The sequence below is a fragment of the Sphingomonas sp. BL2 genome, from assembly GCF_056680015.1.
Genome location: NZ_JBWXPL010000003.1, coordinates 29,087 through 53,389 on the forward strand (window position 1 = coordinate 29,087; position 24,303 = coordinate 53,389).

Below are 24,303 nucleotides of genomic sequence, written 5' to 3' on the forward strand. Positions count from 1 at the left end.
CCGCGCTTAAGGACGAAAAACGGCTCGACCGGGCATCAGCTCAACCATTTGAGCGCAACAGAAGTCGCATGCTCCCCTCGGGAGCACCGCGCCGTAGGCGCGTCTGAGGTTTCAGCTTGGTATTGCCGGTTATCGTATGGGCGTTGGGTTGGTCTAAGCGGTTCTCGCCGTCAGGCGCTAGAGCGTTGGCCGACTAGGCCAATTCCATTTGAACATAGAATATATGAATCATGGAGCGGTTGACCATTTTTTTGAGACTCTTGTTCCTCGATGCCGATAGCGAGGCGGATCATGATGCTGCGCAAGCCGGCATCATCAATATCCTCGGCCGCGACTTGGCGGGGGGAGCGCCATAGGCGCATCGCTTCGATCTCCTCGATACGGTCGGCTTCCCGCTGCACCACGTCGTCGGGCAGGGGAGACGGACGGAAGCATCGCGGAAGGAAAGGGACCAGGCTGTTCGGGAAGCGCATCCGGTAGACGTTTGACGTCTGCTCATAGCGCGCTTTTGGGCGACCGAGGGTTGGTTCGACCGGGACGCATCGCCGCTGCTTGTCGAGCATCCCCATACTGGCAAGGATCTTGAGGCCGCGCCCGACGCTCGCGCGCGACAACCCCGTGTGCGTCTCGATCCATTCCCATGTCGGAAACACCTTGCCGGCGCATGTGCGGGCGAGCTGCGTTAGCTGCTCGAACACCCGCACGGCCGCGGGCGTAATCAACGTAACGAGGCGTTCGGCCTCGGTGAGCTGACGGGCCTCGGCTCGGGCAAGGCGCCTGATCGCGTTCTTACGCTTCAGCAGCTCGACGGCGTTGCGATAGAGCCGGTCCGTCTCGCCCTTCGCATATGTGTAGAAGAAGTCGTCCTCGAACGTGCCGGCCTTCCGGCTGTGAGGGTGGACGTGAGCGCGCGTCGGGTTCGGGGCGCCCGATCGCGACCTGGCTCGCTCGTTCGTCACCCTTTCGAGCGCCATAAAGCTGGCGCGCGCGATTGAAACAGCTCCCATCTTCCGTCCCCTTTTCGGGGCTGGGACCAGGCAAAACTAGAGCGTGGCGCGAAGCGCGCTCCCTTGAACCGAGGCTCAGGAACAAGTATGAGAAGGGTGTGTGTTGACCCGATCGATGCCGCCAAGCATCGCTCATCATGTTCCAGGGTGCCCGGCCTTCGTGCCGGGCATTCGTTTATGTGGTCACAGCCATTCCCTGTTTTGCCGTTCGCCGTTCACCGGCGACGATGGCTATTTTTGCAGGAAGCAGCGCGAGCGCGAAACAGCTACAATTCGTGCTTTGGCGGACCAATGCCGGAAAAAGTTCGTGCTATTGCGGACTTGCTCGATGTGGGTTCGTGTTATCGCGGACCCAGCTTCGTGCTTTCAGGGACCCACATTCGTGCTTTGCCGGACCAAGAGAGCTGAGCGTCGGAATCGATTCGCCGCGCCCGCTCAAGCGGAAGTCAGCGACGCCTTGGGTGTAATCGTTACAGTCGCGGAGGCAGTAGTTCGGCGCTTCCCACGAGCCGTATCAATAACGGGGCCGTCGCCCATCGCGATGTGATAGTCGGGGATCACGTTGGCTTCTGAAATCCCTTTCATCACATGCCGAAAATGCTTGAGCGAGTTCTGATAGCCTAGCTGGAGCCGCAAGTCGTCGAGCCCCACTTCGACGGCACCACTCTGACATGTCGACCGTGCCACCTCGTAAAGTCGGCGCTCGACCGGACCGAGCTGAAAATACGTAGGGGAGTATTCCAGCACGCGCCGATCGCGCAGGATCGCGCGATAGAGCCAGTCGCATAGGCGCACCTTGACGCCCTTGAGGCGCTTATCGCCGCCCTTATTCTTCGTATAGTGAAGCTGCGCCTCTGACAGCCAGGAGAAGAAGCCGGCCTGACCCTCGCCCCCGGCTTCGATGTCGGTCTTGATCTGAGTGCCCTGCAATCGCTCCAAGGCATCTGACAATCGCGAATAGGACCGAGCGGAGCCGTTTACGCCGGTGACGCGGAAGAGATCATGTGCCGTAAAGTAAAAGTCCTGCGCAACGGTCTCCCCGGCATCTAGCTTCGATACCAGCAGGCTCGCGATATAGAGCAAAACTTCCTTGTCGTAGATGGTTGCGACGCCACGAGGACCGGGACCGATCTCGATCGACACCGAATCCGTTTTGTAGATCAGCGACCGTTTCCACGCCGTCTTGCTGAGCGCGAAGAACGGATAAGCCATCAAGGAATGCTCGCCGCGAACCTCTGTCAGCAGCGGGCTATCGAGAACGAACAAATCGCCTTGGCTGGGTGGGCGGTCGGTCACGACACGATTCCAGGATTTACAGGGACAGGCAGGGTCCGCGAAAGCACGAATGCTGAGGGGAGGCGGTCCGCGATAGCACGAAACCGGACCCCATCCCCCTCGTGAAATAGGGCCGAAGCTTCCGGCGGGCACCGATCTTCGTGCTTTCGCGGACCAGCGTGCTGCACTCTGGCGCGCTCATCGCCTCGTCTCGCAAACGATCGATTTTGATACGCGACCATGTGAGAACGTCTAGCAAGGTCTGGCTGCGTATCAAAACACTTTCTCGAATGGGGCTGGTCGTGATAGTCGCGGCACATGAGTTTTGAGAACGGTTCATGCTGATTGGTTATGCGCGGGTCTCCACGCCCGAACAGGATTTGACGCCCCAACTCGAAGCGCTGCGCAATGCCGGGTGCGAGAGAACCTTTTCCGACAAAGCGAGCGGAGCGAAGGCGAACCGTGCGGGCCTGGCTGAAGCGCTCTCACACGCGCGCGCTGGCGATGTGTTGGTCGTATGGAAGCTCGATCGCCTCGGCCGAACGATGAAAGGGCTCGTCGACCTTGCTGCCGATCTGACCGATCGTGGCCTTGGGCTTCGCTCGATCACGGATGGGATCGACACTGCCGGCACTGCCGGCAAGCTCGTCTTCCATATTCTGGCCGCGATGGCCGAAATGGAGCGCGACCTCAATCGCGAGCGTACCACTGCTGCGCTTATCATAGCGCGGCGGGAGGGCAGAGTAGGTGGTCGAAAAACGGTGATGACGCCTAAGCGGCTCGAGGCGGCACGGAAGCTTCTGGCTTCAGGCATGGCGATCCGGGAGATTGCGCCGGCGATCGGCGTCTCGGTCCCGACACTCTACCGCCACTTCCCCGCGCCCGCTCAGGAGGCGATCAACGCGGAAGGGGTGGACACCTAGTTCAATGCACCCACGGTTCGCCGCCTTGGCCGATAGCCTGCATCCCTCGTTCGTAAAGCTGACGGAATGCTTGCCCCATACTGGCCGCGTTAGGCTGCCGATCGGCATGCCTAGCTGCGGTGTCTATCTATTCAGCGAGGGGAACGATCACCTCTATGTCGGCCGAACCGATCGGCTGCGTAATCGGCACAAGGAACATTGGTCAGGAAAAGCCAACGACGCGCCGTTCGCGTTCAAGCTTGCGCGTCATGCGACCGACAACCTTCTGAAGGGCGGTCCTACGCGAAAGGCTTTGGAAGCCGATCCCATCTTTGCGGCAGCTTTCATCAAGGCGAAGGAGCGCGTTTCCAACATGCAGTTTCGCTGGGTCGAGGAAGCAGACCCTAACCGCCAGTGTCTCCTTGAGATATACGCGACCGTCGTTCTCGACGCGCGCTACAACGACTTCATCAATCATTGAGAGACGTCTAACATGCCGACAAAGAGTGTTATTCTGATCGATTTTGATAATGTTTTTCTCGGACTGTGGAGGCTTGATGCTGAGCTTGCACAGCGATTTGCCAATGAGCCAATGGAATGGTTGCCCCGTCTCGCGGGCACTCATCTAACACTTGACCAAAGACGTTGGCTTGTCGCGCGGTGCTATTTGAATCCTGCCGGGTGGGTCCAGGCAGACGAAACAAATCGCCTCTATTTTTCCCGTTATAGGGCTGGCTTGGTACGTGCCGGCTTCGATGTTATAGACTGCCCATCCATAACCGGCGCGGGTAAAAACGCAGCCGATATCAGGATGGTTATTGATGCGCTCGACTTACTCAAGAGTGACAGTCGTTACGACGAGTTTGTGATCGCATCTTCTGATTCTGATTTCGTACCGCTGCTACAGCGTATCCGCGCGCATGACCGCTACATTACAGTTATCTCTCCGGGCAATTCATCTTCGGCCTATCGCTCCTTAGCGGACAACATCCTTGATTTTACGGCTATGGATAATCTGATCTGGCCGGAAGCGGCTCCGGAGGAAGCCATTGAAATCACCGATGCGCCTAAATCGGACGTAGATGGCGATAAACTGAAGGTCTTTTCTGGTCTTGTCCTTGGCCTCTATCAAAATGCTTCTGCTCCCTTGAACCTTGCCAGTCTTGCGCAGGAAACCTCGCGCGTGATTCCTGGCGCACGCGAAGATGGTTGGTTTGGAGCGGGTAGTTTTTCCAATGCCATCGATCGCTTGAAACTGCCCAATGCTCGGCGCTCTCAATATTTTTTGTGGGATGAGGATCGCCATCAAGCGCCGATTTCAACTGACCGCAATAGTGATACTAGTATCCCCGATATCATCACGACGATGATGCGTGTGATTGATCTGCCGCGGATCGCTAAAGAAAAGTGGCGCCCGGTATTCGATACGCTGGCTCGCTATGCCGTAGAGCATGATTTCAACCTGACAGAAGCCACGCGGTGGTCGCGAGACACCTTAGAAGCGATGGGCGAGCGTGTCGGGCGGCCGACCTTAGGTTTTGTTATTCGCGGCGTCAGCTTTGGCGGCGCGCCCCTTAATAGAGTTCCCGCCCCTAATGCTGTCGAACTCGCAGATGCTTTTTATCATAATGTTGTTGGGCACGCGCGGGACAATGGCATCGAAATCGATGCAGCGGCAGAGGCTGAAATTGCAGACTGGTTTGGCTTGCCCGTTTCACGGGAGGTGAAGGATCCCTCCGATACAACGTCGGAACGCTAAGGTGGATCGCCGAAAGCTAAAGCTCGTCATCCAGTGTCCGGAATATGGCACACGTATCTTGCGCGATCCTGACGCCGCGGCCGTTTGCTGGATGACGCGCGCGGACTTTTTCGACTGGATCTGGTCGATGCCTGTGGCTCAAGTCTCGGAGGCACTCGATACTGAAGCCAGTTGGTTGTGCAAGCTGTACAAAATCAATCGGCCAACCGGGCATCATTGGAATCGGCTGCGGAAGGGACTGGACGCGCCGCGGGTGCCGCTCGACGACACCTTGCCTCCGGACATGCCCGTTCCGCTCGTAAGGTTCGAATGTAGCGGTAATGGCAGCTATGCTGTGGTGCCGGAGCCGACGCCGTGGACCAGGCTTGGAGGCCCGGATCGGTCCGCCCCTCTCTACCCCGTGGAGGAGGGTCGAGTGCCAGCGGCCCTTGCGGTAGGATCGTCGGGAAAGCCGGGCCGGCTATGGTCGCGAGGCCCCATAGGGCCGCTGCGTCCGCCGTCTGTTCGCGAGTTCCGCAAACTTCTGTGGGACACCGATTCCGACACGGCGATACCCCATTTCGCTCTGCTGGGCTTGTCGAAGCGGGAAGTGGCGAAGATCGCCAAGCGGGAAGGCTTGCGCGTTCCCTCATCAGATTGGTGGTCGCCTGACGCATACCGATCTCGGGAGCCTTACCCAGATAGCACCCGAACCAAGAAGTTTAAGCAGGAACAGTTGGATCGGACCGTCGATCTCTCGCCAGAGGCGCTCGACAAAGTTCGGATCGAAGTTGCTGCCGACATCGCGGAAGAGGAGGCCACTCGCCTGCGTCGCAGCGAAGCTTCACTAGCTGCAGCCGCGCGCGCGCGTGCCCGTCTCGACGCCGGCTTCGATAAGGTAGTCGCAGCACTTGTCGTGGGGACATCCGGGAAGGAAGCCTGCATTGCGGGGAGCGTATCACAAGCCTCCTTCCAAGCGGAACTGAGGCGACGCCTTCGCACGGCGCTGGCGGGGGAGAAATCGGGCACCGCCGAAGCGGATAACATCACGGGTCGGGTGATGCGGGGCACCGCCGATCGGTACGAGATATTGCTTGCCGATCATGTTTGCCGACGCAGACCGGCTACCGGCAATCCGGTTCAAAGCGCCGATCAGCGATATTCCGAGCGCTCTCCGGTAACATCGATACCAGAGTTGGTTCGCTGGCTCGTAAGGGCGGAGGCTGTAATTGAGGCGCAAGAGTATCTGGCCGACTTCGTGGTGGAAGCGCCAACCTCGATTGAAACCGACGATCGGGACTATGCCAAAGTCGCCGGCCGGGAACTCGGGCTTGCCGAACTGGCGATTGATCCGGTCAAGAAGAGACAACACCTCAACCGGGCCGCCCATTTTGCTACGCTAGACGAACGGTCGCGCGCTCCGCATGACAGAAACATAGGTGGGTCTGCGATTTAGGTAGGCTTTCGTAAAACCACTGCGATAGTCATTCTTCTGTATGCTGCATGCGAAAGAGTGACGGCCGTGCGGCAAGCTGCGGCAATGTGCTAGGAGGTTTGGTGAGAAAAAAGCTCGTCTCGGTCGTCAGCGCGCTCGGAATAATGACGATCGTCGCGGTGCATGCTGCCTCCGCGCAAACCGTCGAACGTGCAAAAGCAATGAAAGCGTTCGCATCAGCGATCAAGCCGATGAAGTCTGGCCCGTTCGATATTGGAAAAGCGGCTGTCGCCGGGAACATGATTGTGGTGCCGGTGGGAGTGTCAACGACAGAAGCCGTTGATGAGCAAAAGGCGATAAATGTTATTGATGGTATAGCTTCTGGATTTTGTAAGCCTCAAACCTCTAAGCTTATGGTTCAATACCAGTTCGATATCCGATTCGATCTAACGATCAATAATACCCTGAAAGAGAGCAAGTCCTTTTCTGGTCAGCAATGTGAAGCTATTGTAGCTGACGCAGCATCTAAAGAACTTATAAAGTTTGCTAAAGACAACGGGTTTGGTGATAATAGATCGATGGAGATCATACCCGGCCGTGAGAAACTGCCTCTTTTTACTTTTCGTGAATGGATTGCTGGAGTTAGCTTTAACTCTTTAATCCTTCGAAACTGTGAATCCAAGTCTTCTATAGGTTCCGTTATGGTTCTATGTAATAGCAGGTTATTCGACCTTGCTGGAGCTAAAGCAGGCAGCATAACTCAAATTTATAAGGGTCGTCTTTCCGCAATAAGGATAATTTCATCTTCAGACGAGGCAGAAACTATACTAGAAGCCTTTAAAGTAAAGTACGGCAACCCTTGCAAATCGTCTGTTGAGGTTTGGCAAAACCGGGCTGGAGCCAAGTTTGACAACCCTGTTTTCACTTGGTGTTTCAAGACAGGGGATTTGAAGTTTTCATCGATAGGCAGTCAGCGTGATAATGTCGAGATTAATTATGATGATATAAATAAACCAAAAGCTGACGCGCCGACAATAAATTTTTAGTATCTAGCTGCTACGTCTCTCCTCTATATCACTATTAATCAGGCACTGGCATCAAGTTTTGCTGCCTCCAGCCTTGCTGTAGCGGCTTTCAAAACTGCCTCGTCAAACCGGTCAGGATGGCGAAGCGCAACGGCCTCGAAGGTCAGATCTACCATCTGCCGTTCGATGAGCATGAAAAAGCCCTCGGACGGCTTAGCGCCAAGGATGGGGTCGGTACATAGAATGGACCCAGATATACGCTAAGCGCCGACAGGTCTGCTTGGGTGTCCGAAAACACCCGTTTGTCGCGCATCTGCGATGGCGACAGGGTTTTCCGTCATCCCTAGTACCTAGCGACGACTTTTGGGACAAAGCCGTCGTAGCAAGTCCAGCCACATCGCGACGATCTACGGGAAAGGCTGTCTGGCGCTCGGCGCCTTCGCGCGACGGCATAGTGATCGCTCCACCGCCGTCTAGAAAGGGATAAGCTATCGAAAGAGTCTGGGTGACATCGCCTAGCAAAACGATCGATTTCGCTATTGATTTCATCATGGTAGGCCGCTTGCATGACCGCATCCGATCGCGCCGAACAGAATCTGATCCTCCGCTGTCCGGAGCCGCTCAATGCGGAAACGCCCCCGGATAAACTGATCACGTCCTTCCTGACGCCGCAGGCGAACTTCTACATCCGCAGCCACGGACCTACGCCGGAACTGGCCGACGATCATCGTATAGCGCTGGACGGCTTAGTCGACCGCCCGCGCTCCTACACGGTTGCCGAACTTCAAACGGCATTTGCGACCCGGACAGTGACCGCGACCATGCAGTGCGCCGGCAATCGTCGGGCACATCTTCAAGACGTGGAAAAGACTTCGGGCGATCCCTGGGACGTGGGCGCGATCGGCAATGCGGCGTGGACCGGCGTCGCACTGTGCGACGTGCTCGCCGCAGCCGGCATCCAGGACGGCGCGTCGTTCGTCGGCACTACGGGGGCCGACAACGTGGATGTCGATGGTGAGACAGCACCGTTCGGTGCCTCGATCTCGATCGCCAAGGCGCTAGAGCCCGACGTGCTGATCGTCTGGGCCATGAATGGCGAGGCGCTGGCCCCCGAACATGGCGCACCGCTGCGGCTCGTCGTGCCGGGTTATGCGGGCGTTCGTAGCGCCAAGTGGCTGACGCGCATCGAGGTGCGCGATCGCCCGTCCGATGCGCCGATCCAGGCCAAGGACTACAAGCTCTTTCCGGCATCGGTAGCGAAGGAGGACGCGGACTGGGATCGGGGTCTGACTATCGAGGAGATGCCGCTCAATGCTGCGATCTGCGCGCCGGTGGACGGCGCGCATGTCAGCGCCGGCGCGTGCGAAATCGCGGGTTATGCGGTCGCCTTCGGCCGAGCGGTCTCGCGCGTCGAGGTCTCCGTCAATGGCGGCACCGACTGGCTGCAGGCGGAACTGACTGCAAAACCCGATGCGCCTTGGAGCTGGACGCAGTGGCACGTCACGGTCGATCTGTCTCCCGGACTCCACGTCCTGATCGTGCGCGCCGTTGACGGTGCCGGGCAGATGCAGCCCGAACGGCCCGAGGCGATCTGGAACTTCGCCGGCTATCTCTCGACTGCCTGGCATCGCATCGCCGTTACCGCTGGCTGATGGACGCGCCGCACGACGCCGATCGGGCCCATGCGAAGCTGGCGGAGAGCGCGAGCAAGCTGAAGGACAGCGCAGTCCAGCAGGTGGACAGCGCCGACCGTCGCACAGAGCTTGCCGCGGACCGCACAATCCTCGCCGGCGAACGCACCTATGCTGCCTGGGTACGTACCGGACTGGCGGCGCTCGCTTCCGGTATCGGCGCGCGCGCGCTGCTCAAGGACGTCGTGTTCCCGTGGCTGGCGACGGCGACCGGGACCATGCTGATCTTGTTCAGCGCCTTTTGCTTCGCCGCTGCGGTGTGGCGAGAGATGGGCGCAGGCGCCCCGCCGCCACGACCGGACATCAAGCGCCTGCCAGCGACGTTGCTCCTAGTGATGAACGGGTTTCTCATGCTCGTGTCACTGGCCGCGCTCGTCGGCATCTGGACGGCACGCTCGTAGCAGCCATCCCTAGGTTTGCTGCGAGCCGATCAGACCCCGCAGCGCATCCGCGGCTTTCGTGCGGTATCACCCCCTTGTGACGAAGCCCAAAAACGACGTGGGCCAAAGCCGATCGGTCCCGCATGCAGCGTACCCGGGGTCGGTACATAATAACGGGCTTAGATAGACGCTGCCGACTGCCCGGTCCGAGCATTTGCCCGACCAACATGCCCATTGACGGTTGGGGCAAACGTCTCATAGATCGACTTTGGCAATGGATTTCTGCCGGGCAATTTGGCCGAACCGCTCTGATAAGAGCTGATGATTCCTACTTGGCGCCTTCAGGCAGCAAGGAGGAATTGTGCGCGCTACCTTTCGCAATCTCGTCGGCACGCTGAACGTCGCGGCATTCATGCGCGATCGTCACGACCATGCGATCTCTGTCCTGCGCTGGGCGCTGATCTTGCTGCCCATGGCGGCACTCGTCGGGACGCTATGTGCGGCGTTCCTGCTGAGTCTCGATACCGTTACGCGACTGCGGTTTGCGTCGCCTTGGCTGCTCTATCTGCTGCCGGTGGGCGGGTTCGTTGTCGGATTACTGTACCATCTCACCGGGCGCTCGGTGGAGGGCGGCAACAACCTGATCGTGGAGCAGATCCACGAGCCTGGTGGCGGGGTGCCTCTGCGGATGGCGCCGCTCATCTTCTTCGGCACAGTGGTGACGCATCTTTTCGGTGGCTCGGCCGGACGTGAGGGCACCGCCGTCCAATTGGGCGGAAGCCTTGCCAGCGGTTTCGGCCGCGCGCTCCGCCTCGATGCGGGCGGCACGCGCATCCTGTTGATGACGGGTATCGCAGCCGGGTTCGGCGCGGTCTTCGGCACGCCGATCGCAGGCGCGGTCTTCGCGCTCGAAGTGCTGGCGATCGGCCGCGTCGAATACTCCGCGCTAGTGCCTTGCCTCGTTGCGGCGCTGGTCGGAGATTGGACGTGCCTCGCCTGGGGTATCCATCACGGTGTCTACCCGATCGGCGCGTCGATACCGGTCGATGCGCTGCTCGTGACGGAGGCAGGTGTTGCGGGGATCATATTCGGACTGGTTGGTCTGGCCTTCGCCGAAGCCAACCACCTGGTCGGGGGATGGCTCAAGCGGATTGTTCCCTATGGTCCGCTACGTCCAGTGATCGGCGGGGTCTTCGTTATCGCGCTCGTCTTCTTGTTCGGCACGCGCGACTATCTGGGCCTGGGTGTCCTGGCAGCGAGGCCCGACAGCCTTACCATCGCCAGCTTCTTCGGACCGGACACGCATCCGTGGAGTTGGGCGATCAAGCTCCTGTTTACCGTCGTTACGCTCGGCGCGGGTTTCAAAGGCGGTGAAGTCACGCCGTTGTTCTTCATCGGCGCAGCGCTCGGTAACGCGCTGGCGCCTTTCTTGGGCGTGCCGACGGGCCTGTTCGCCGCGATCGGCTTTGTCGCGGTCTTTGCCGGGGCCGCCAATACCCCGCTCGCCTGCACCTTCATGGGAATCGAACTGTTCGGCGCCGGCTATGCGGTGCCGATCGCCGTCGCCTGTTTCGTGGCCTATCTCTGCTCGGGCCACAACGGCATCTACCTGTCGCAGCGCGTTGCGATACCCAAGGTGCCCGCGAACGGCCTTGCCCCCAATGCAACACTGCGCGAGACACGTACACGCTGCACAGCACTTCGCGCGCAGAACCGCGTGCCGTGAGTTGATGGGCCTAGCCTGATCCCCCCGATACGTCGGGCGCAGCCTTCGGATCGGGGTCTTGCGCCTTGCCCTTCGCGGCGCCCGGCTGCTTTGCGCTCATGGCGGTCAGATAAGCAACGATCGCCGGCACGTCAGCCTGTGCAACGGGAGCCTTGTAGACCTCGCGCATCTTGGTGACCTCCGCGGTCCACTGATCGGAAGAGAGTGGCGGCTGGTTCAGCGCCATGCTCGCCGAATGACACGAGGTGCAGTTGGCGTTGATGACGTCGGCATGCGGGCCGGCGGGATATTGGCCTTCGTCGGTCGGGAGATCGACCGTAGTGGACACCAGCGAGAAGCCGCGCGCCGAGACGCTTGGCGGCGGTGGTGCGGTCGGGGCGGCAGGCGGCGGGGCGACGCGGCTGTTCGGGGCACCGATCGCGAGCAGAAGAACGACGGTCGCGCCGACGAACCCGAACGACAGCGTGCCGATGGAAGGCGTTTTCATGGGGGAGCGCTCCTCAGCCGACGACGATGTTGGTGGTTTCGATGTTGCCGCGCATGAACCCGCCCGGGTTCCAGATCGGCGTCATCGGCTGCGCGATGCCGGCGGTGTTCCAGCAGCGCGACATCAGTCTGGTCGGACCCGCATGCGTGAGCGGCACCTGCGCGTCCCAGCGGCGGAAACTGTATTTGCCGTGATCGGGGCCGAGCGTCGTCTTGTACCAGGTCTTGCCGTTGTCGGTCGACACATCGACCTTGGCGACGCCGCAATCGCCGCCCATCGCAATGCCGCCCAGCGGGATCGACCGGTCGAACGCGATCGCCTGCCCTTCGTCGAGGCTCGTGACCCAACTGCGCGGGATCATCTTGTTGATCGGGACGGCCGGGAAATCCTTCTGGCCAGGCCGCACGTTCGCGCCTGGAGTGTCAGGGATCTTGTACGCCTTAGCCATCCAGTAACCGTCGTCGGGCGCGGCAAGCACCTCGATGTCGTTCAGCATCTTGACCCAATAGGTCGAATACCAGCCGGGTACGATTAGCCGGACCGGGAAGCCGTTGAGGAGCGGCATCTGTTCGCCGTTCATCCCGAAGGCGAGCATCACTTCGCCGTCGCGTGCGTGGTCGATCGACAGCGACTTGGCGAAATCCGGTGCGCCCGCAACCACCGGCTGGTCGAGCGCACCGAACCGTACCGCGACCGCGCCCGGCTTCACGCCGGCGATGTCGAGCACATCGCGCAGCCGCACGCCTAGCCATTTGGCGTTGCCCATCGCCCCGTGGCGCCACTGCGCGCCCGCGACGGGCGGCTGGAACAGCGCACGCGAATTGCCCGAGCATTGGTTGATCGCCGCCAGCTCGACGCGCGGCAGCTTCAGCAGTTGCGCGAGCGAGATCGACAGCGGCCGCGTGACCGCGCCGTGCACCTTGATCCGGAATGCCTCGACATCGATCGCGGTCGGAATGTCGGCCCAGTGCCAGCGGACGAAGAACTGGTCGTTCGGCGTAAAGACGTCGCCATTGAACACGCTCATCGGCGTTTCCAGCAGCGGCGGGTGGATCCGCTGGAGGATCATGCTGCCCTTGCCGGGGAACGCACTGGTCATCGGCCGTTCCGATGGGCCACCCGGCAGATGCAGGTCGACCATGCTCTGCGCCAGCGCGGGTGCGGCGATCAGCGCGCCGCTGCCGATCGCAGCCTCTGCGAGAAAGCGACGGCGGTTCGTCTCCTGCGCCAGTTTCATATCCAGGCTGTCCACCAACATTCTCCCGTTTCTGTCATGATCTGTATGCGCGACCTGTCCGCCGGTCTGCCCGGTACGGGTCGATCGGATGCGCCGGTTCGATCCGGCAGGACGATCAGTTCGGCCCTTTAATTGGCTTGGGCGATGCAGGGCGACACGAACAGGTTTCCGCGCCAGCCGCCTGCGACCGTCTTGGCGCCGACCAGCAGCCACATCGCGGCGAGTGCGATCGTGAGGACGGTGCCGACGATCCCGAAAAAGCCGAGCTGGAGCGTCGTGCTGAGCTTGAAGGTCGCGACCGTGTAGACGCCGAGCGGGAAGGTATAGCCCCACCACCCAAGGTTGAACGGAATGCCCGCGCGCCAGTAGCGGATCGTGATCAGCGTCGCGAGCGCCAGCCACCACAGGCCGAAGCCCCAGAGCAACAGCCCGGCGATCGTGCCGATTCCTTGCGCCACTGCGCCGATCTGGCCGAGGCCGTTGGCGGCGAGGATCGCGGGCGCGTCGCTACCGAGCACCAGCATCCCGAGCGCACCGGTGCCGATCGGACCGAGCGCGAGCCAGCTCGAGGCGGCCATGCTCTCGTGCGGCAGCTTGTGGAGAGCCATCCGCAGGATCAGGATCGCGAGAATGCCGAACGCGACCGGCACCGAATAGGCCCACAGGACATAGGAGGTCGCCAGCACCACGAACTGATGATGGGCGTCCGCCAGATGCGGTGCGAGCAGGCCTCCGCTCGCGCCTGCGACCTCGGCCGCGACCACTGGCAGGAGCCACACCGCGGTCATGCCGTCGAGCGAATGTTCGTGCCGGGTAAACATGAGGTAGGGGATCGCTACACCGCAGGCGAGCGACATCGCGACGTCGATCCACCACAATGTCTCGGCGATCGGGATCACGCCGGCGCCGAACCGCGGCAGGCCGAACGCCAGGAACCCGTTGATGATCGTCGCGAGGCCCATCGGGATCGTACCGATGAACATCGATACGGTGTTGTGCCCGAAGATCCGCCGCGCCTCGTGCCCGAACATCGTCCAGCGCGCGGTGTAGAGCCCGGCGAACAGCGTGAAGAGCGCGATGTTGAAATACCACAATGCCTCGCCGACCGGGTGCAGCGACGTGCCGACGCCCGGCACCTGCGGTAAGGCCAGCGCCAGGATACCGGTGCCCATGGTCGCGGCGAACCAGTTGGGCGTGAACTGCCGGATCATCTCGCGCGGTGAGTCGAGCCGGCTGAGCGGCTTCAGGCCATCAAGAACGGGTTTCAGATCGGCGGTCACTTGCCAGTCTCCTTGATGAGATCGGTCAGCGCATCGGCCGCCCGGGTACGATAGCGCTCTTTGTGCCGCAGCGCGTAGAACGGACGCCGCGGCAGACCGAGCGGCAGATCGTGCAACGTTCCGGCCGCGATTGCAGGTGCGACGACATGCTGCGACAGGACCGCGACGCCTGCGCCAGCCTCGACCGCGCTACGTACCGCCTCGTTCGACGGCAGGGTCAGCGCGGTGGTGAGGTCCGACGGATCGACGCCGCGCTGGCGCAACACCTCCTCGAACGACGAGCGCGTGCCCGATCCCTGTTCGCGGACGATCCAGCGCGCGGCGCGGATCCAGTCCTCGTCGATCGTGTCGGCTGCGCGATCGCTTACCAGCACCATGCGGTCGTTCGCGACCGTCCAATGCGCGAGCGCGGGCTCGTCGATCACACCCTCGACGAAGCCGAGCTCGACCGCACCGTCGAGCACGCGCGCCGCGGCCCCCTCGGTGTTGTCGATCGCCAGTTCGATTGAGATCGCGGGGTAGCGCGCATGGAACGCGGCCAGCTGGCGGGGCAGCCAATAGCCCGCGATCGTCTGGCTTGCGACTAGCCGCAGAGTGCCGCGCTCCAGTCCTGCATATTCGGCCAGTGCAAGTTCCGCGCTGGCGGCACGGCCAAGCACTGCGCGTGCGTCGACCAGAAACATGCGGCCCGCTTCGGACAGTTCGATCCCACGGCCGACCCGGTGGAACAGCGGCACGCCGTGCCGGGCTTCCAGCGCGGCGATGGCAGCGCTTGCGGCTGACTGCGTCACATTGAGCGCTTCGGCAGCGCGCGTCATGTGCTCGCGCTCTGCGACACCGACGAAAATCCTGAGTTGTTCGAGGGTCATGCCCGATCTCCTTGCCCCAATGATAGGGAAAGGAGATCAATCGCACCAACCAAAGATTACGGTCATTCCAATCAGATATACCGATCGGTCATTTCAGAATGTCGATAACCGCCTCACGTTCATCGACCAGTTCGGCAATCGTGCGATCAAGCATCGTTCGCTGGAATGGATCGAGGATCAGTCCTTCGATACGCGCATACCCACCGCTTTTGCAGTGCACCGGCACGCCGCACACCAGCCCTTGCGGGATACCGTAGGAGCCATCTGACACCACGCCCATCGACACCCAATTGTCGCCTGCGCCGTGCACCCAATCGCGCAGATGGTCGATCGCCGCATTTGCTGCCGACGCGGCCGAGGACGCACCCCGTGCTTCGATGATCGCGGTTCCGCGCTGCGCAACGGTGGGGATCAGGGTCTCGCGGTACCAGGCCTCGTTTCCGATACGGTCGGCAAGCTTTTGGCCATCGAGTTCGGCATTCCCCCAGTCGGCAAACATCGTCGGCGAATGGTTTCCCCAGACGACGAGCTTTGTAATCGCATCGACACCGACACCCGCCTTGGCCGCAAGCTGTCCCTGCGCGCGGTTGTGATCGAGGCGGATCATCGACGTGATGTTTTCGGCAGGGAAACCCGGTGCGCTTTGCGCAATGATCCAGGCATTTGTGTTGGCGGGATTACCGACGACCAGGATCTTGGCGTCGCGTTTGGCCACTGCGTCCAGCGCTGCGCCCTGCGTCTTGAAGATCGCTGCGTTGGCAGCGAGCAAATCACGGCGCTCCATGCCCTTCGAGCGGGGACGAGACCCGACCAGCATGGCCGCATCGATGTCCTTGAAAGCCACCATCGGATCATCAGTAATGATCACATCTGCCAGCAGCGGGAACGCGCAATCCTCCAGTTCCATGACCACGCCGCGTACTGCGTCCAGCGCCTGCGGCACGTCGAGCAGTTGAAGGATAACGGGCTGGTCCGGTCCGAACACGTCACCCTGCGCGACCCGGAAGAGCAGCGAATAGCAAATTTGTCCTGCGGCACCGCTGATCGCGATCCTGACGGGGGGCTTGGTCATTTTGGAAAGGGCTTTCGTTGGGAGATTACAGACGGTGTGAGACCGATCAACGCGCCGCCAGGGCAAGCGCCGCATCGCGCCCGGATGGCACCAGATTGGCGAGACCTTTTCCTGATCTTACGGCACCAGGAACGTAGATCAGGCTCTGCGCATCCGTACTGATCGGGATCGTCGACACGGTGGTGTACGTCAGCGTGTCGATCCCAGCGACCTTGTTGGTTCCGGCCAGGCTGGCATAGATCCTCGTACCATCGCCCGACGGCCAAACCGCACTCGGAGCCGCTTGTAGCGGGACGGTTGCCACAGCCTCCAGGCTGTCGGTTCTATAGACCTTGATTGCAGGTTGATCGCCGCCAACGCTGACATAGGCAAAGGAATCGTCTGCGCGCTGGGCGAAGTTGACCGCGCCCGTTGCTGGACCAGTGTTTATCACTTCGCGTACCGCAAACGGCGGTTTGGCAGCAAAGACCGTGGTCGTGCCGCTCTCGCGGCGTGTTGCCCAGATCTGTTTGCCATCTGGCGAGACCGCGATTGCTCCCGCACCTGCACCGTTGCTGGCAACGTGTCCGACGACGCGCCGATGCTCGACGTCGACAACCAGGATGGACGGCCTTTCAGTAAGCGATACAAAGGCATAGCGTCCGTTTGGCGACAGGATGGTCGCGCCCGCTCCGCCACTTGCTGGTACGCGGGTGATCTCCCGCGCGGTCTTAGGATCCACGACCGCGATGGCATGTTCATCGCCGAGCGAAACCCAGAGTTCGTGCCCATTGGGCGTAAACGCGACGGCGGTAGGCGACGTCTGGAACACGGTCCGGCCTCGTTCCGTGTTCGTGGCCAGATCTACGAGCGTCACACTGTGCTGCGCTAATGCCGATACCGCCAGGGTCCGCCCGTCACGCGTTGCAGCCAGGTGCTGGACTTTGGGGCTGGAAAAGCTGGGCTCAGCTATCGCGCTTTTGGCGAGGTCGATCCGTCCCAGTTCGTTGCCCGCTGCAGGATCGATGACAACGATCTTCGTCGATGTAGGGTCAGACACATAGATCCGGTCATGATGGCTGAGGTCGATATCAGCCTTCGACCACGGTGCCTGAACCGCCTTGATATCGTAGGGAAAGTCGTCCGCCGCAGGTGCAGCCCAATAGGCCTGAGCGATCGCCGGGACTGGCGCTACCGAGGCCAACATCGCGGCAACCAGAACGATCGCAGCTTTCATCGTTTGATCCTTATCACGGACCCGGCGGGTGATCGTGCCGGTCCGATGCCGCTAGATCGACCGATATGTCCCTCGCGTCCAACGCATGGTCGCGATGATTTCAATACGAAAACGCGATTATAGATCGCCGACCGTTCCTGTTAAATGATTGGAATGACCGTGATTATGCGTTGGACCGACCGCCCCGCCGCAATCATCTATCCTGTCACGCTCGGCATTCATCGAGACGCGCGGAGACTTCCTCATGGCAACACAGCCGATCTACGATCTCGCTACCGAGACACTCGTTGCTCCTAAGCCTGTGCGTCGACATCTCGCAATCGTGCCGGATGCAGGCAATTATGACGAGCTGGAAAGAACGGCTCCAGGCATCGCATCGCGCGGCGTCCATCCTGCCACGTTGGGCTTGCTCGTCGGCGTGTATGCAGCAATGTTGCTGACTTTCTGGACCTTCTTCGCACGTGATGCAGCTACGGCGCTCGTCCTGACGGTCGTGTCGGTCTTCATGATCCTGTATTTCGGTCTGATTGCTGGCGGCATCGTACTCAGCGATACTCCCGCCCCCGGCGAACCCCTCCGTTCGTTCTCGGAGTTCATCAAGGGCCCGGTCGATATCTTGACGGGCACGATCACAGGGCGCGAAGCGGCTATACAGATGCTCTTTCTCCCGGCCTGCATGGCCGTGCTAGCAACGATTATCGGCATCATCGCTCGCGTGTCGTAAACAGGAAAACTAGGGACAGGACGATGAGATCACGCATGACCTTGCTGATGGCGATAGGCTTGTCCGTATCGACCGCTGCTATCGCGCAAACGGACGGCTTCGCGTCCGCGATGGATGCGGCGATGACGCGGATGCACGGCGCGATGATGACTGGCTATTCAAACGATCCCGATCGCGACTTCGCAAGGATGATGATCCCGCATCATCAAGGTGCGATCGACATGGCTGAGATCGAGCTGCGTTACGGCAAGGACGAACGCCTGCGCCGGCTTGCGCAAGGGATCATCGTCGAACAGCGTCAGGAAATCGCGGTGATGCAGGGCATCCTATCCGAAGGCGGCGCGTTGTCACGTCACACCGGACCGACCGCGACTGGTCACCCCCATCACGGAGACCGTCCATGAAGCGTTTCACCCTAACCGCCTGCACCGCCTTGTGCTTTTCAGGCCCTGCGTTTGCCCAGCAAGTGCCCAATGCGACCCCCGACATCCCTGTCAGCGCGCAGGACCGGTTCTACACGTCGGACCAGTTCTCCAACACCGTGTCGGTGATCGACCCATCAACCAACACGCTGCTCGGCGTCATCAAGCTCGGCGACCAGACCCCCGCCAACCTCAGCCCGCTCTACAAGGGGCAGCTGCTTGTCCACGGCATGGGCTTCTCGCCCGATCGTAAGACGCTGGCGGCGATCTCGATCGGTTCGAACTCGGTGACGTTCATCGATACCGCGACCAATGCCGTGAAGCACACGACCTATGTCGGGCGCTCGCCGCATGAGGCGTTTTTCCGCCCCGACGGTCGCGAAGTCTGGGTCGCGGTGCGCGGCGAGGATTATATCCAGGTGCTCGACGGCAAGACCTTCGCGCCGACCACGCGCATCCCCGTCCCCAACGGCCCCGGCATGACGATTTTCTCGCCGAACGGGAAATACGGCTATGTCTGTTCGAGCTTCTCACCCGAGACCGTGGTGATCGACACCGCCTCGAAGAAGATCGTCGGTCGCGTCAAGCAGGCAAGCCCGTTCTGCCCCGACATCGCCGCGACGCCCGACGGCAAGCAGGTCTGGCTGACGCTGAAGGACGTCGGCAAGGTCATGGTGTTCGACGCCAAGCCACCCTTCGCAGTGCTGAAGACGTTCGACACCGGCGCGATCACCAACCACGTCAACATCGCCCGCACCAAGGCCGGCCAGTTCGCCTATGTGACGGTCGGCACCGAGAATGTCGTGAAGGTGTTCCGCACCACCGACTTCGTGCAGGTCGCGAGCATCCCGGTCGGCGCGCTGCCGCACGGTCTGTGGCCGTCGGGCGACGGCTCGCGGATCTATGTCGGGCTGGAGAACGCCGACGCTGTTGCGGCGATCGACACCGCCAGCAACACCGTCATCGCGACGATTCCGATCGGTCAGGGGCCGCAAGGCGTGGCCTATGTTCCCGGCGCGGTGCCGGTAGGCGAAGGCCGTGCAAACCTGATACCGCTCGCGCAGGCCGGCATGAAGATCCAGCTGACTCTATCCGGGACTGGGCGCAGCCAGGTCACGCTGTTCGATCAAGGCCAGGTCCAGATTTTGCAGGCGGCGGTTGCGGGCCTCAGCCCAAAGATGCCCTATGTCCTTGGATTATCCTCCCACGCTGACGGCAGCGGCGTGATCCAGCCTCTGGCGAAGTTCATGACCAATCCGGCGGGCGGCGCGATCGTCAACACGCTCGGACCGCTCCGCCAGATCGTCAGCGACGCGAAGGGCGACATGCGCCGGTACCTCGTCATTGCGTCAGGCGACCCGATGATGCCGGGCGCTGTCGTTCAGGTGCAAAAATGAGGATTCCGGTGAAACCTGCGCCCCGCTGTCCGTGTCCGGTATATTCGGCATGACGCTGGGCTAGGTCGACACGACGTCTCGAGAGTGTCGGAAAGCACTTGTTTGTCGCACAATGGTGATTACGACTGGGTTTTCTACATATCGGGCCGCTGAATGCCGACAATGGGAAGGAAAGCGGACTGGCTGCTTTAGAGAGGGCAGGTGCGCTCCACTACCTGGTGCACTTCCATTTCGTCGCAGCAGGATGCCTTTACGCCTAGCTCATTACAGGCCCCGATCCGGCGCCGCATCGGCCTTCCGTGCCTGCCCGCCTGATAGTGCTGGGGGTCGCCGTCGTGATCCACTCGATCATGTCGCAGCTGCTCTACGCCGGGCTGTTCGTCGCCATATCCGTGCCGGTTGAACAGTTTCGCCGCGGTGCGGAGCTGATGTCAGTACATGGCGCCCAACTCGCCGGAATGGGTCTGCGATGCGGCATGTTCTGGGTCAAAATCGAAGCCCGGCTTAAGCGAGACCGGTAGGACGAAGCGTTTGCTGCGTGCCGGCTGGTCAGCTTTCTCCAAACAACTCACGTTGCGCCTTGTCCAATTCCTCTGCGTAGCGGCGTCGCGCATAGCTCTCGGAGAGGATGCCGAGAACTGCCCCGTCGCTTCCAACTACCGCCAGTTCGTCCGCACCTTCGGTATCGAACGTAGTCATGACGCTTCTGATGTCTGAATCCGGCGTAAGGGCGAGACCCGTGTGGATCGCCAGCGACCCGATCGGTGCCTTCTGATCGACCTCTTCGGCAAATGCACTGGCAGTCTGTACGATACCGCCATAATTTTCGTGGTCATCGACTAGTAGGACCCGACTTGTGGAACCAAGCGGAAACGCCCGACGAAACTCGGCGATCGTCGTGTTGCACGGCGTAGCCCTTTCGACACGTCGCATCATCTTGCCCGCTGTAAGCGTTCTGACCCAGCCGACATCGCGGGCGCTTTTGATGGTTTCGCCCCGGAGATGCAGGCGCCACGTAGAAAAGGAATAGCCGAACAGCTCGCGGACGATGGTGGACGAGACCAGCGATGCTGCAATGGCCGCGCCGGCAAGGGAGAAGTCGTGGGTCGCCTCAAGGACTAGCATCGCCATCGTCATCGGCCCGCCAACTACGGCGACCGCTAATGCGGCCATCCCCACCAGGGCCGCATTGTGCGGGTCGATCACAGGCGATCCGACAATCCATTCGAGTGAACCAGCAAACAGGTGACCCAGCAGGCTGCCCAAGAACAAGGATGCGAAGAACAGGCCACCGCGGAAGCCAAAGCCAAGTGAGATGATGGAGGCCGCGCACTTGACGACGAAGATGGCGGCGAGGAAGCGCAGCGATACCTCGGCTTCAAGATTGAGGTGGAGGGCGCCGTGACCAGCAGAGAGAATTTGCGGCGTGAGCATCGCCAGAGGGATGAGCAGAAGACCGCCCAATATCGGCCGGCAAATCGAGGGTATCGGCAGTTTGCGTGTAGCTGCTTCCATCTCCGCAACAGCCCGCATCAGCAGTATACCAGCGCCAGCGGCACAGGCCCCAAGACCGGCGTAGAGAAGGTAGTGGAACGTCTCGATCTGTTCGCCTGCATTAGCCGCAACCAGATACGGTTGAGCACCAAACGCCTGCGCCACAAGGACACTCGCCAGGCACGCCGCAGCGACAGGTGCCAGCGCTGATATCGTATAGGCCCCGATTACGATCTCAAAGGCATAGAAGGCCCCAGCTAATGGAGCCCCGAATGCACCTGCGATGGCGGCGCCCGTTCCGGCGCCGACCAAGATGCGCAGATCGGACCTGCGTAACGCAAACCAGTTGCCGCTGAGCGAGGCGACGAGCCCTCCCAACTGCGCATACGCCGCCTCAAGCCCCACAGACGCACCGAAGCCGTTGGAAAGGATCGTTTGCCCGGAGATAACGAGGCTGTCGGACCATGACATGCGACCACCATGAAGGGCGTTCGCCTCTACAGCGTCGACCATCCGGCGCCGGCGAGCATGAGTAACCCAAGAGAAGAGTGCGAGGACGGCTCCACCAGCCGGCAGGGCAAGTAGAGCAAGGTAAGGGATCGTCGTGGCCGCACTCAGCCTTTCATCCGGCGACAAGGCATAAAGCAGATGCTGCATCGCCTGTGCGAGCGTACCCTGGACGACACTGAGCAATCCGGCTGCACTGCCGATCATGATGGCCAGCACGATGAGTGCAGCTTCGCTGGATCGAAAAGCTTTACGGAGCCACGATGGCGCCACCCGACCAGATCCAGGTGGACTAGCTGCGCTATCGATCAGTGGCGCTGAAGCCATGTCAGTCGGCGTCCTGCATCAAGGTTGCAAACAGGGCTGCGGCGAGAACGGCGCTCGAAAGCCACATCACAATCGACAGCGTCCAAGACGTCGCCAGTCCAGCTGCCGTGATTGTTGCAAGCAGTAGGACGATGAGAACGGGCATGGCTGCCCGCGAGTGGAAAAAACGCATGAAGCCGCCTACGCCTGCTACATCTGCGGTGCCACAACCTTCCGAGCCGCCCGGTACGCTTCCTCGCCACGGACGCCATTCAGTATCTTCGAACGCCTGCGGCTTGGCCATGCTGCCCATCAACAGTACCCGGCGATCAGTGCAGTGGCCAAGTCCACATCACTAGAGGCGTACCAACCAAGACCACCAGAACCGATAGTGGTGCGCCCAGCCGGGCGTAATCGCTGAAGCGGTAGCCCCCAGGACCAAAAACCAAGGTGTTACACTGATGCCCAATCGGCGTCAGGAAATCGCATCCTGCCCCGATAGCGGTCCCGATGAGGAAGGCTTCGGGGCGATATCCGAGGTCATGCGCGAACACCGCCGCGATTGGCGCCATCACCAAGACCGTCGCGGCATTGTTGAGAAACGGCGTCACAGCCATCGCCGCTACGAGGATCAGGGCGACCGCGCCCCATGGCGGCAAGGAGGCCGCCAGATGGGCAAGCGAGGTCGCGAGTACATCCGACGCGCCGGTGGTGCGCAGGGTTTCACTGACCGGAATGAGCGCGCCCAGCATGATGAGAATTGGCCATTCGACGCCATCATAGGCATCTCGCAGCGGTAGCGCTCCGGTCGCCATCATTAGACCGGCAGCGGCGAAGAAGGCGACGGCCACAGGCACATAGCCGGTCGCGGTTACGGTCATCGCCACCGCGAGGATGATAAGTGGTAGGAAGCGACGCTTCGAACTTCCCAGACGCAGGGCACGCTCTGCCAGCGGCAGCGTACCGAGGTCACGCATGCGTTCCGGCAAGAGTGTGAGGGGTCCTTGAAGAACAATGACATCGCCGGCGCGCAAGACGGTCTCGCTGAGCTGCTTGGTCAGCCGTTTGCCGGCGCGCGATACCGCGATGAGATTGACGCCATAGCGTTGCTGAAGCCGCAGTCGTCCAGCGGACTGGCGGACCAACACGGAGCCGGTGGTGATGACCGCCTCAATGACGCCAACCTCATCATCTTCGCTGCCTTCCGGTAGGTCACGATGCTGTCCGGCAAGTGCTAGGTGGTCACCCGCAATGACACGCTCAAGCGTATCCGGGTCACCGCCCAAGATCAGCGTGTCGCCGGCAGCCAGAAGGAACTCGGCCGTAATGCTCGTGCGCACATCGTCACGGACAACATTGGCGATCGTCACCTCATTATCATGACGGTCGATGAAGGACTCAACCGTTTCGCCGACAGCGGGCGATCCGTCTTGGATGGTCGCCTCAGTGACATAGTCCGTGATGTTTAGAGCTTCGCCCATGGTCGGCGCTGCGCGGCGTTCCCTGGGCAGGAGGCGGTAGCCGAAACGCAGGAAAATGAGGCCGACCACAAGCAGGCCCAGCCCCGTTGGCAGATAATCGAACATGCCGAACGGCTCACCGGTCATCTGCTCTCGTACTCTGCTGACAATAATATTCGGCGACGTACCAACGAGGGTCATCAACCCGCCAAGGAGCGAAGCGAACGACATCGGCATCAGGAACACCGAGGGGCTAGTGTCCGATTTCTTCGCCGTCTGCACGGCTGCCGGCATCAGCATAGCCAAGGCACCGACGTTCTTTACGAGCCCGGACGATACCCCGACTGCCGTAGTCAGCACCACGAGTTGCGACCGGACGCGTGTCACGCGCCGCGCCAGTATCCCGAGCGCGCTCTCGATTAGGCCGGCTGCATTGCCGATGAGATCACCAGCGCCGATCCAACGATGATAACGATGTCATCGGAAAAGCCAGTAAATGCCGCTTTGGGCTTCACCAATCCCAGCGACAGCCCGGCAAGCAGGGCGATGATGGCCGTGACATCATAGCGAAATCGGCCCCAAAGAAAGAGGCCCATCATGCCAATCAGCAGGCCAATCGACATAAGTTGCGGCGTGGTCATGCAAGCAGAATC

General features: G+C 61.0%; 23 protein-coding genes, 1 pseudogene and 1 riboswitch. Of the genes and pseudogenes, 12 read left to right on the forward strand and 12 right to left on the reverse strand.

Going from position 1 to position 24,303, the window contains the following annotated elements:
- Window positions 1-170 precede the first annotated feature (170 nt).
- Both AC1ME3_RS19845 and AC1ME3_RS19850 read right to left on the reverse strand, forming a co-directional pair.
- Window positions 171-1,007 carry an RNA replicase gene (locus tag AC1ME3_RS19845; RefSeq protein WP_480956133.1) on the reverse strand — a complete coding sequence of 279 codons (837 nt, stop codon included), beginning with the start codon at window positions 1,005-1,007 and terminating at the stop codon, window positions 171-173.
- Between the two features lie 435 nt (window positions 1,008-1,442).
- A complete protein-coding gene (locus AC1ME3_RS19850; protein ID WP_480956134.1) occupies window positions 1,443-2,303 on the reverse strand; it encodes a replication initiator protein A in 861 nt (286 codons plus the stop codon).
- Window positions 2,304-2,620: 317 nt separating this feature from the next.
- Between AC1ME3_RS19850 and AC1ME3_RS19855 the strand changes: the two genes are divergently transcribed.
- The 5 genes from AC1ME3_RS19855 to AC1ME3_RS19875 all read left to right on the forward strand — a co-directional run bounded on the left by AC1ME3_RS19855 (window position 2,621) and on the right by AC1ME3_RS19875 (window position 7,403).
- The gene (locus tag AC1ME3_RS19855; protein ID WP_480956135.1) at window positions 2,621-3,205 is read left to right on the forward strand and encodes a recombinase family protein; all 585 of its coding nucleotides are present in this window, start codon (window positions 2,621-2,623) and stop codon (window positions 3,203-3,205) included.
- Window positions 3,206-3,230: 25 nt separating this feature from the next.
- The gene (locus AC1ME3_RS19860) at window positions 3,231-3,665 is read left to right on the forward strand and encodes a GIY-YIG nuclease family protein (RefSeq protein ID WP_480956136.1); all 435 of its coding nucleotides are present in this window, start codon (window positions 3,231-3,233) and stop codon (window positions 3,663-3,665) included.
- A gap of 12 nt (window positions 3,666-3,677) precedes the next feature.
- Complete coding sequence (locus AC1ME3_RS19865) at window positions 3,678-4,943, forward strand: NYN domain-containing protein (RefSeq protein WP_480956137.1); 1,266 nt, start codon at window positions 3,678-3,680, stop codon at window positions 4,941-4,943.
- Window positions 4,944-5,001: 58 nt separating this feature from the next.
- Window positions 5,002-6,378: a hypothetical protein gene (locus AC1ME3_RS19870; RefSeq protein ID WP_480956138.1), complete on the forward strand. Its 1,377-nt coding sequence runs from the start codon at window positions 5,002-5,004 to the stop codon at window positions 6,376-6,378.
- Window positions 6,379-6,479: 101 nt separating this feature from the next.
- Window positions 6,480-7,403, forward strand: coding sequence for a hypothetical protein (locus tag AC1ME3_RS19875; protein ID WP_480956139.1), 924 nt, complete (start codon window positions 6,480-6,482; stop codon window positions 7,401-7,403).
- 38 nt (window positions 7,404-7,441) lie between these two features.
- On the opposite strand, the gene AC1ME3_RS19880 is transcribed toward AC1ME3_RS19875, so the two are convergent.
- Window positions 7,442-7,576 (reverse strand): hypothetical protein, encoded by a 135-nt coding sequence (locus AC1ME3_RS19880; protein WP_480956140.1) that lies wholly within the window; start codon window positions 7,574-7,576, stop codon window positions 7,442-7,444.
- Between the two features lie 372 nt (window positions 7,577-7,948).
- Between AC1ME3_RS19880 and AC1ME3_RS19885 the strand changes: the two genes are divergently transcribed.
- From AC1ME3_RS19885 to AC1ME3_RS19895, 3 genes are all read left to right on the forward strand, one after another.
- A complete protein-coding gene (locus tag AC1ME3_RS19885) occupies window positions 7,949-9,034 on the forward strand; it encodes a sulfite oxidase (RefSeq protein ID WP_055843150.1) in 1,086 nt (361 codons plus the stop codon).
- The gene (locus AC1ME3_RS19890) at window positions 9,034-9,474 is read left to right on the forward strand and encodes a YidH family protein (protein WP_051916165.1); all 441 of its coding nucleotides are present in this window, start codon (window positions 9,034-9,036) and stop codon (window positions 9,472-9,474) included. The genes AC1ME3_RS19885 and AC1ME3_RS19890 overlap by 1 nt, the downstream gene beginning before the upstream one ends.
- 240 nt (window positions 9,475-9,714) lie before the next feature.
- Window positions 9,715-9,791, forward strand: a riboswitch (Fluoride riboswitch).
- 23 nt (window positions 9,792-9,814) lie between these two features.
- Window positions 9,815-11,179, forward strand: a complete 1,365-nt coding sequence (locus tag AC1ME3_RS19895; protein ID WP_056476202.1) for a voltage-gated chloride channel family protein — start codon at window positions 9,815-9,817, stop codon at window positions 11,177-11,179.
- A gap of 10 nt (window positions 11,180-11,189) precedes the next feature.
- On the opposite strand, the gene AC1ME3_RS19900 is transcribed toward AC1ME3_RS19895, so the two are convergent.
- From AC1ME3_RS19900 to AC1ME3_RS19925, 6 genes are all read right to left on the reverse strand, one after another.
- A complete protein-coding gene (locus tag AC1ME3_RS19900; protein WP_056019371.1) occupies window positions 11,190-11,666 on the reverse strand; it encodes a hypothetical protein in 477 nt (158 codons plus the stop codon).
- A gap of 13 nt (window positions 11,667-11,679) precedes the next feature.
- Complete coding sequence (locus tag AC1ME3_RS19905; RefSeq protein ID WP_197977952.1) at window positions 11,680-12,924, reverse strand: molybdopterin-dependent oxidoreductase; 1,245 nt, start codon at window positions 12,922-12,924, stop codon at window positions 11,680-11,682.
- A 107-nt stretch (window positions 12,925-13,031) separates the two neighbouring features.
- Window positions 13,032-14,114, reverse strand: coding sequence for a TDT family transporter (locus tag AC1ME3_RS19910; protein ID WP_480956167.1), 1,083 nt, complete (start codon window positions 14,112-14,114; stop codon window positions 13,032-13,034).
- 65 nt (window positions 14,115-14,179) lie between these two features.
- The gene (locus tag AC1ME3_RS19915) at window positions 14,180-15,052 is read right to left on the reverse strand and encodes a LysR family transcriptional regulator (RefSeq protein ID WP_031392888.1); all 873 of its coding nucleotides are present in this window, start codon (window positions 15,050-15,052) and stop codon (window positions 14,180-14,182) included.
- Between the two features lie 88 nt (window positions 15,053-15,140).
- Window positions 15,141-16,124: a malate dehydrogenase gene (locus AC1ME3_RS19920; RefSeq protein ID WP_037535050.1), complete on the reverse strand. Its 984-nt coding sequence runs from the start codon at window positions 16,122-16,124 to the stop codon at window positions 15,141-15,143.
- Window positions 16,125-16,170: 46 nt separating this feature from the next.
- On the reverse strand, window positions 16,171-17,340 hold the full coding sequence (locus AC1ME3_RS19925; RefSeq protein ID WP_051583499.1) for a YncE family protein: 1,170 nt from the start codon (window positions 17,338-17,340) through the stop codon (window positions 16,171-16,173).
- Window positions 17,341-17,584: 244 nt separating this feature from the next.
- Between AC1ME3_RS19925 and AC1ME3_RS19930 the strand changes: the two genes are divergently transcribed.
- The 4 genes from AC1ME3_RS19930 (at window position 17,585) to AC1ME3_RS19945 (ending at window position 20,404) form a co-directional block, all read left to right on the forward strand.
- On the forward strand, window positions 17,585-18,064 hold the full coding sequence (locus AC1ME3_RS19930) for a hypothetical protein (protein WP_043150680.1): 480 nt from the start codon (window positions 17,585-17,587) through the stop codon (window positions 18,062-18,064).
- Window positions 18,065-18,087: 23 nt separating this feature from the next.
- Entirely contained in the window at window positions 18,088-18,468 is a 381-nt protein-coding gene (copM, locus tag AC1ME3_RS19935; protein ID WP_244647482.1) for a CopM family metallochaperone, read from the forward strand.
- Window positions 18,465-19,883, forward strand: coding sequence for a YncE family protein (locus AC1ME3_RS19940; protein WP_480956141.1), 1,419 nt, complete (start codon window positions 18,465-18,467; stop codon window positions 19,881-19,883). Before copM ends, AC1ME3_RS19940 begins: the two co-directional genes overlap by 4 nt.
- A 350-nt stretch (window positions 19,884-20,233) precedes the next feature.
- Window positions 20,234-20,404: a hypothetical protein gene (locus AC1ME3_RS19945; RefSeq protein ID WP_165911509.1), complete on the forward strand. Its 171-nt coding sequence runs from the start codon at window positions 20,234-20,236 to the stop codon at window positions 20,402-20,404.
- A gap of 28 nt (window positions 20,405-20,432) precedes the next feature.
- On the opposite strand, the gene AC1ME3_RS19950 is transcribed toward AC1ME3_RS19945, so the two are convergent.
- The 3 genes and pseudogenes from AC1ME3_RS19950 to AC1ME3_RS19960 all read right to left on the reverse strand — a co-directional run bounded on the left by AC1ME3_RS19950 (window position 20,433) and on the right by AC1ME3_RS19960 (window position 24,291).
- Window positions 20,433-22,211: a chloride channel protein gene (locus AC1ME3_RS19950; RefSeq protein WP_082445489.1), complete on the reverse strand. Its 1,779-nt coding sequence runs from the start codon at window positions 22,209-22,211 to the stop codon at window positions 20,433-20,435.
- 1 nt (window position 22,212) lies between these two features.
- Window positions 22,213-22,494: a hypothetical protein gene (locus tag AC1ME3_RS19955; RefSeq protein WP_132833781.1), complete on the reverse strand. Its 282-nt coding sequence runs from the start codon at window positions 22,492-22,494 to the stop codon at window positions 22,213-22,215.
- A gap of 25 nt (window positions 22,495-22,519) precedes the next feature.
- Window positions 22,520-24,291, reverse strand: a pseudogene (locus AC1ME3_RS19960) (SLC13 family permease).
- Window positions 24,292-24,303 lie beyond the last annotated feature (12 nt).

Bases quoted from the DNA above. Each gene is read 5' to 3' on its own strand.
- AC1ME3_RS19845 (WP_480956133.1), bottom strand. From the start codon at position 1,007: ATGGGAGCTGTTTCAATCGCGCGCGCCAGCTTTATGGCGCTCGAAAGG.
- AC1ME3_RS19855 (WP_480956135.1), top strand. From the start codon at position 2,621: ATGCTGATTGGTTATGCGCGGGTCTCCACGCCCGAACAGGATTTGACG.
- AC1ME3_RS19865 (WP_480956137.1), top strand. From the start codon at position 3,678: ATGCCGACAAAGAGTGTTATTCTGATCGATTTTGATAATGTTTTTCTC.
- AC1ME3_RS19880 (WP_480956140.1), bottom strand. From the start codon at position 7,576: ATGCTCATCGAACGGCAGATGGTAGATCTGACCTTCGAGGCCGTTGCG.
- AC1ME3_RS19885 (WP_055843150.1), top strand. From the start codon at position 7,949: ATGACCGCATCCGATCGCGCCGAACAGAATCTGATCCTCCGCTGTCCG.
- AC1ME3_RS19890 (WP_051916165.1), top strand. From the start codon at position 9,034: ATGGACGCGCCGCACGACGCCGATCGGGCCCATGCGAAGCTGGCGGAG.
- AC1ME3_RS19900 (WP_056019371.1), bottom strand. From the start codon at position 11,666: ATGAAAACGCCTTCCATCGGCACGCTGTCGTTCGGGTTCGTCGGCGCG.
- AC1ME3_RS19905 (WP_197977952.1), bottom strand. From the start codon at position 12,924: ATGTTGGTGGACAGCCTGGATATGAAACTGGCGCAGGAGACGAACCGC.
- AC1ME3_RS19910 (WP_480956167.1), bottom strand. From the start codon at position 14,114: ATGATCCGGCAGTTCACGCCCAACTGGTTCGCCGCGACCATGGGCACC.
- AC1ME3_RS19915 (WP_031392888.1), bottom strand. From the start codon at position 15,052: ATGACCCTCGAACAACTCAGGATTTTCGTCGGTGTCGCAGAGCGCGAG.
- AC1ME3_RS19920 (WP_037535050.1), bottom strand. From the start codon at position 16,124: ATGACCAAGCCCCCCGTCAGGATCGCGATCAGCGGTGCCGCAGGACAA.
- AC1ME3_RS19925 (WP_051583499.1), bottom strand. From the start codon at position 17,340: ATGAAAGCTGCGATCGTTCTGGTTGCCGCGATGTTGGCCTCGGTAGCG.
- AC1ME3_RS19930 (WP_043150680.1), top strand. From the start codon at position 17,585: ATGGCAACACAGCCGATCTACGATCTCGCTACCGAGACACTCGTTGCT.
- copM (WP_244647482.1), top strand. From the start codon at position 18,088: ATGAGATCACGCATGACCTTGCTGATGGCGATAGGCTTGTCCGTATCG.
- AC1ME3_RS19940 (WP_480956141.1), top strand. From the start codon at position 18,465: ATGAAGCGTTTCACCCTAACCGCCTGCACCGCCTTGTGCTTTTCAGGC.
- AC1ME3_RS19945 (WP_165911509.1), top strand. From the start codon at position 20,234: ATGTCGCAGCTGCTCTACGCCGGGCTGTTCGTCGCCATATCCGTGCCG.
- AC1ME3_RS19950 (WP_082445489.1), bottom strand. From the start codon at position 22,211: ATGGCTTCAGCGCCACTGATCGATAGCGCAGCTAGTCCACCTGGATCT.
- AC1ME3_RS19955 (WP_132833781.1), bottom strand. From the start codon at position 22,494: ATGGCCAAGCCGCAGGCGTTCGAAGATACTGAATGGCGTCCGTGGCGA.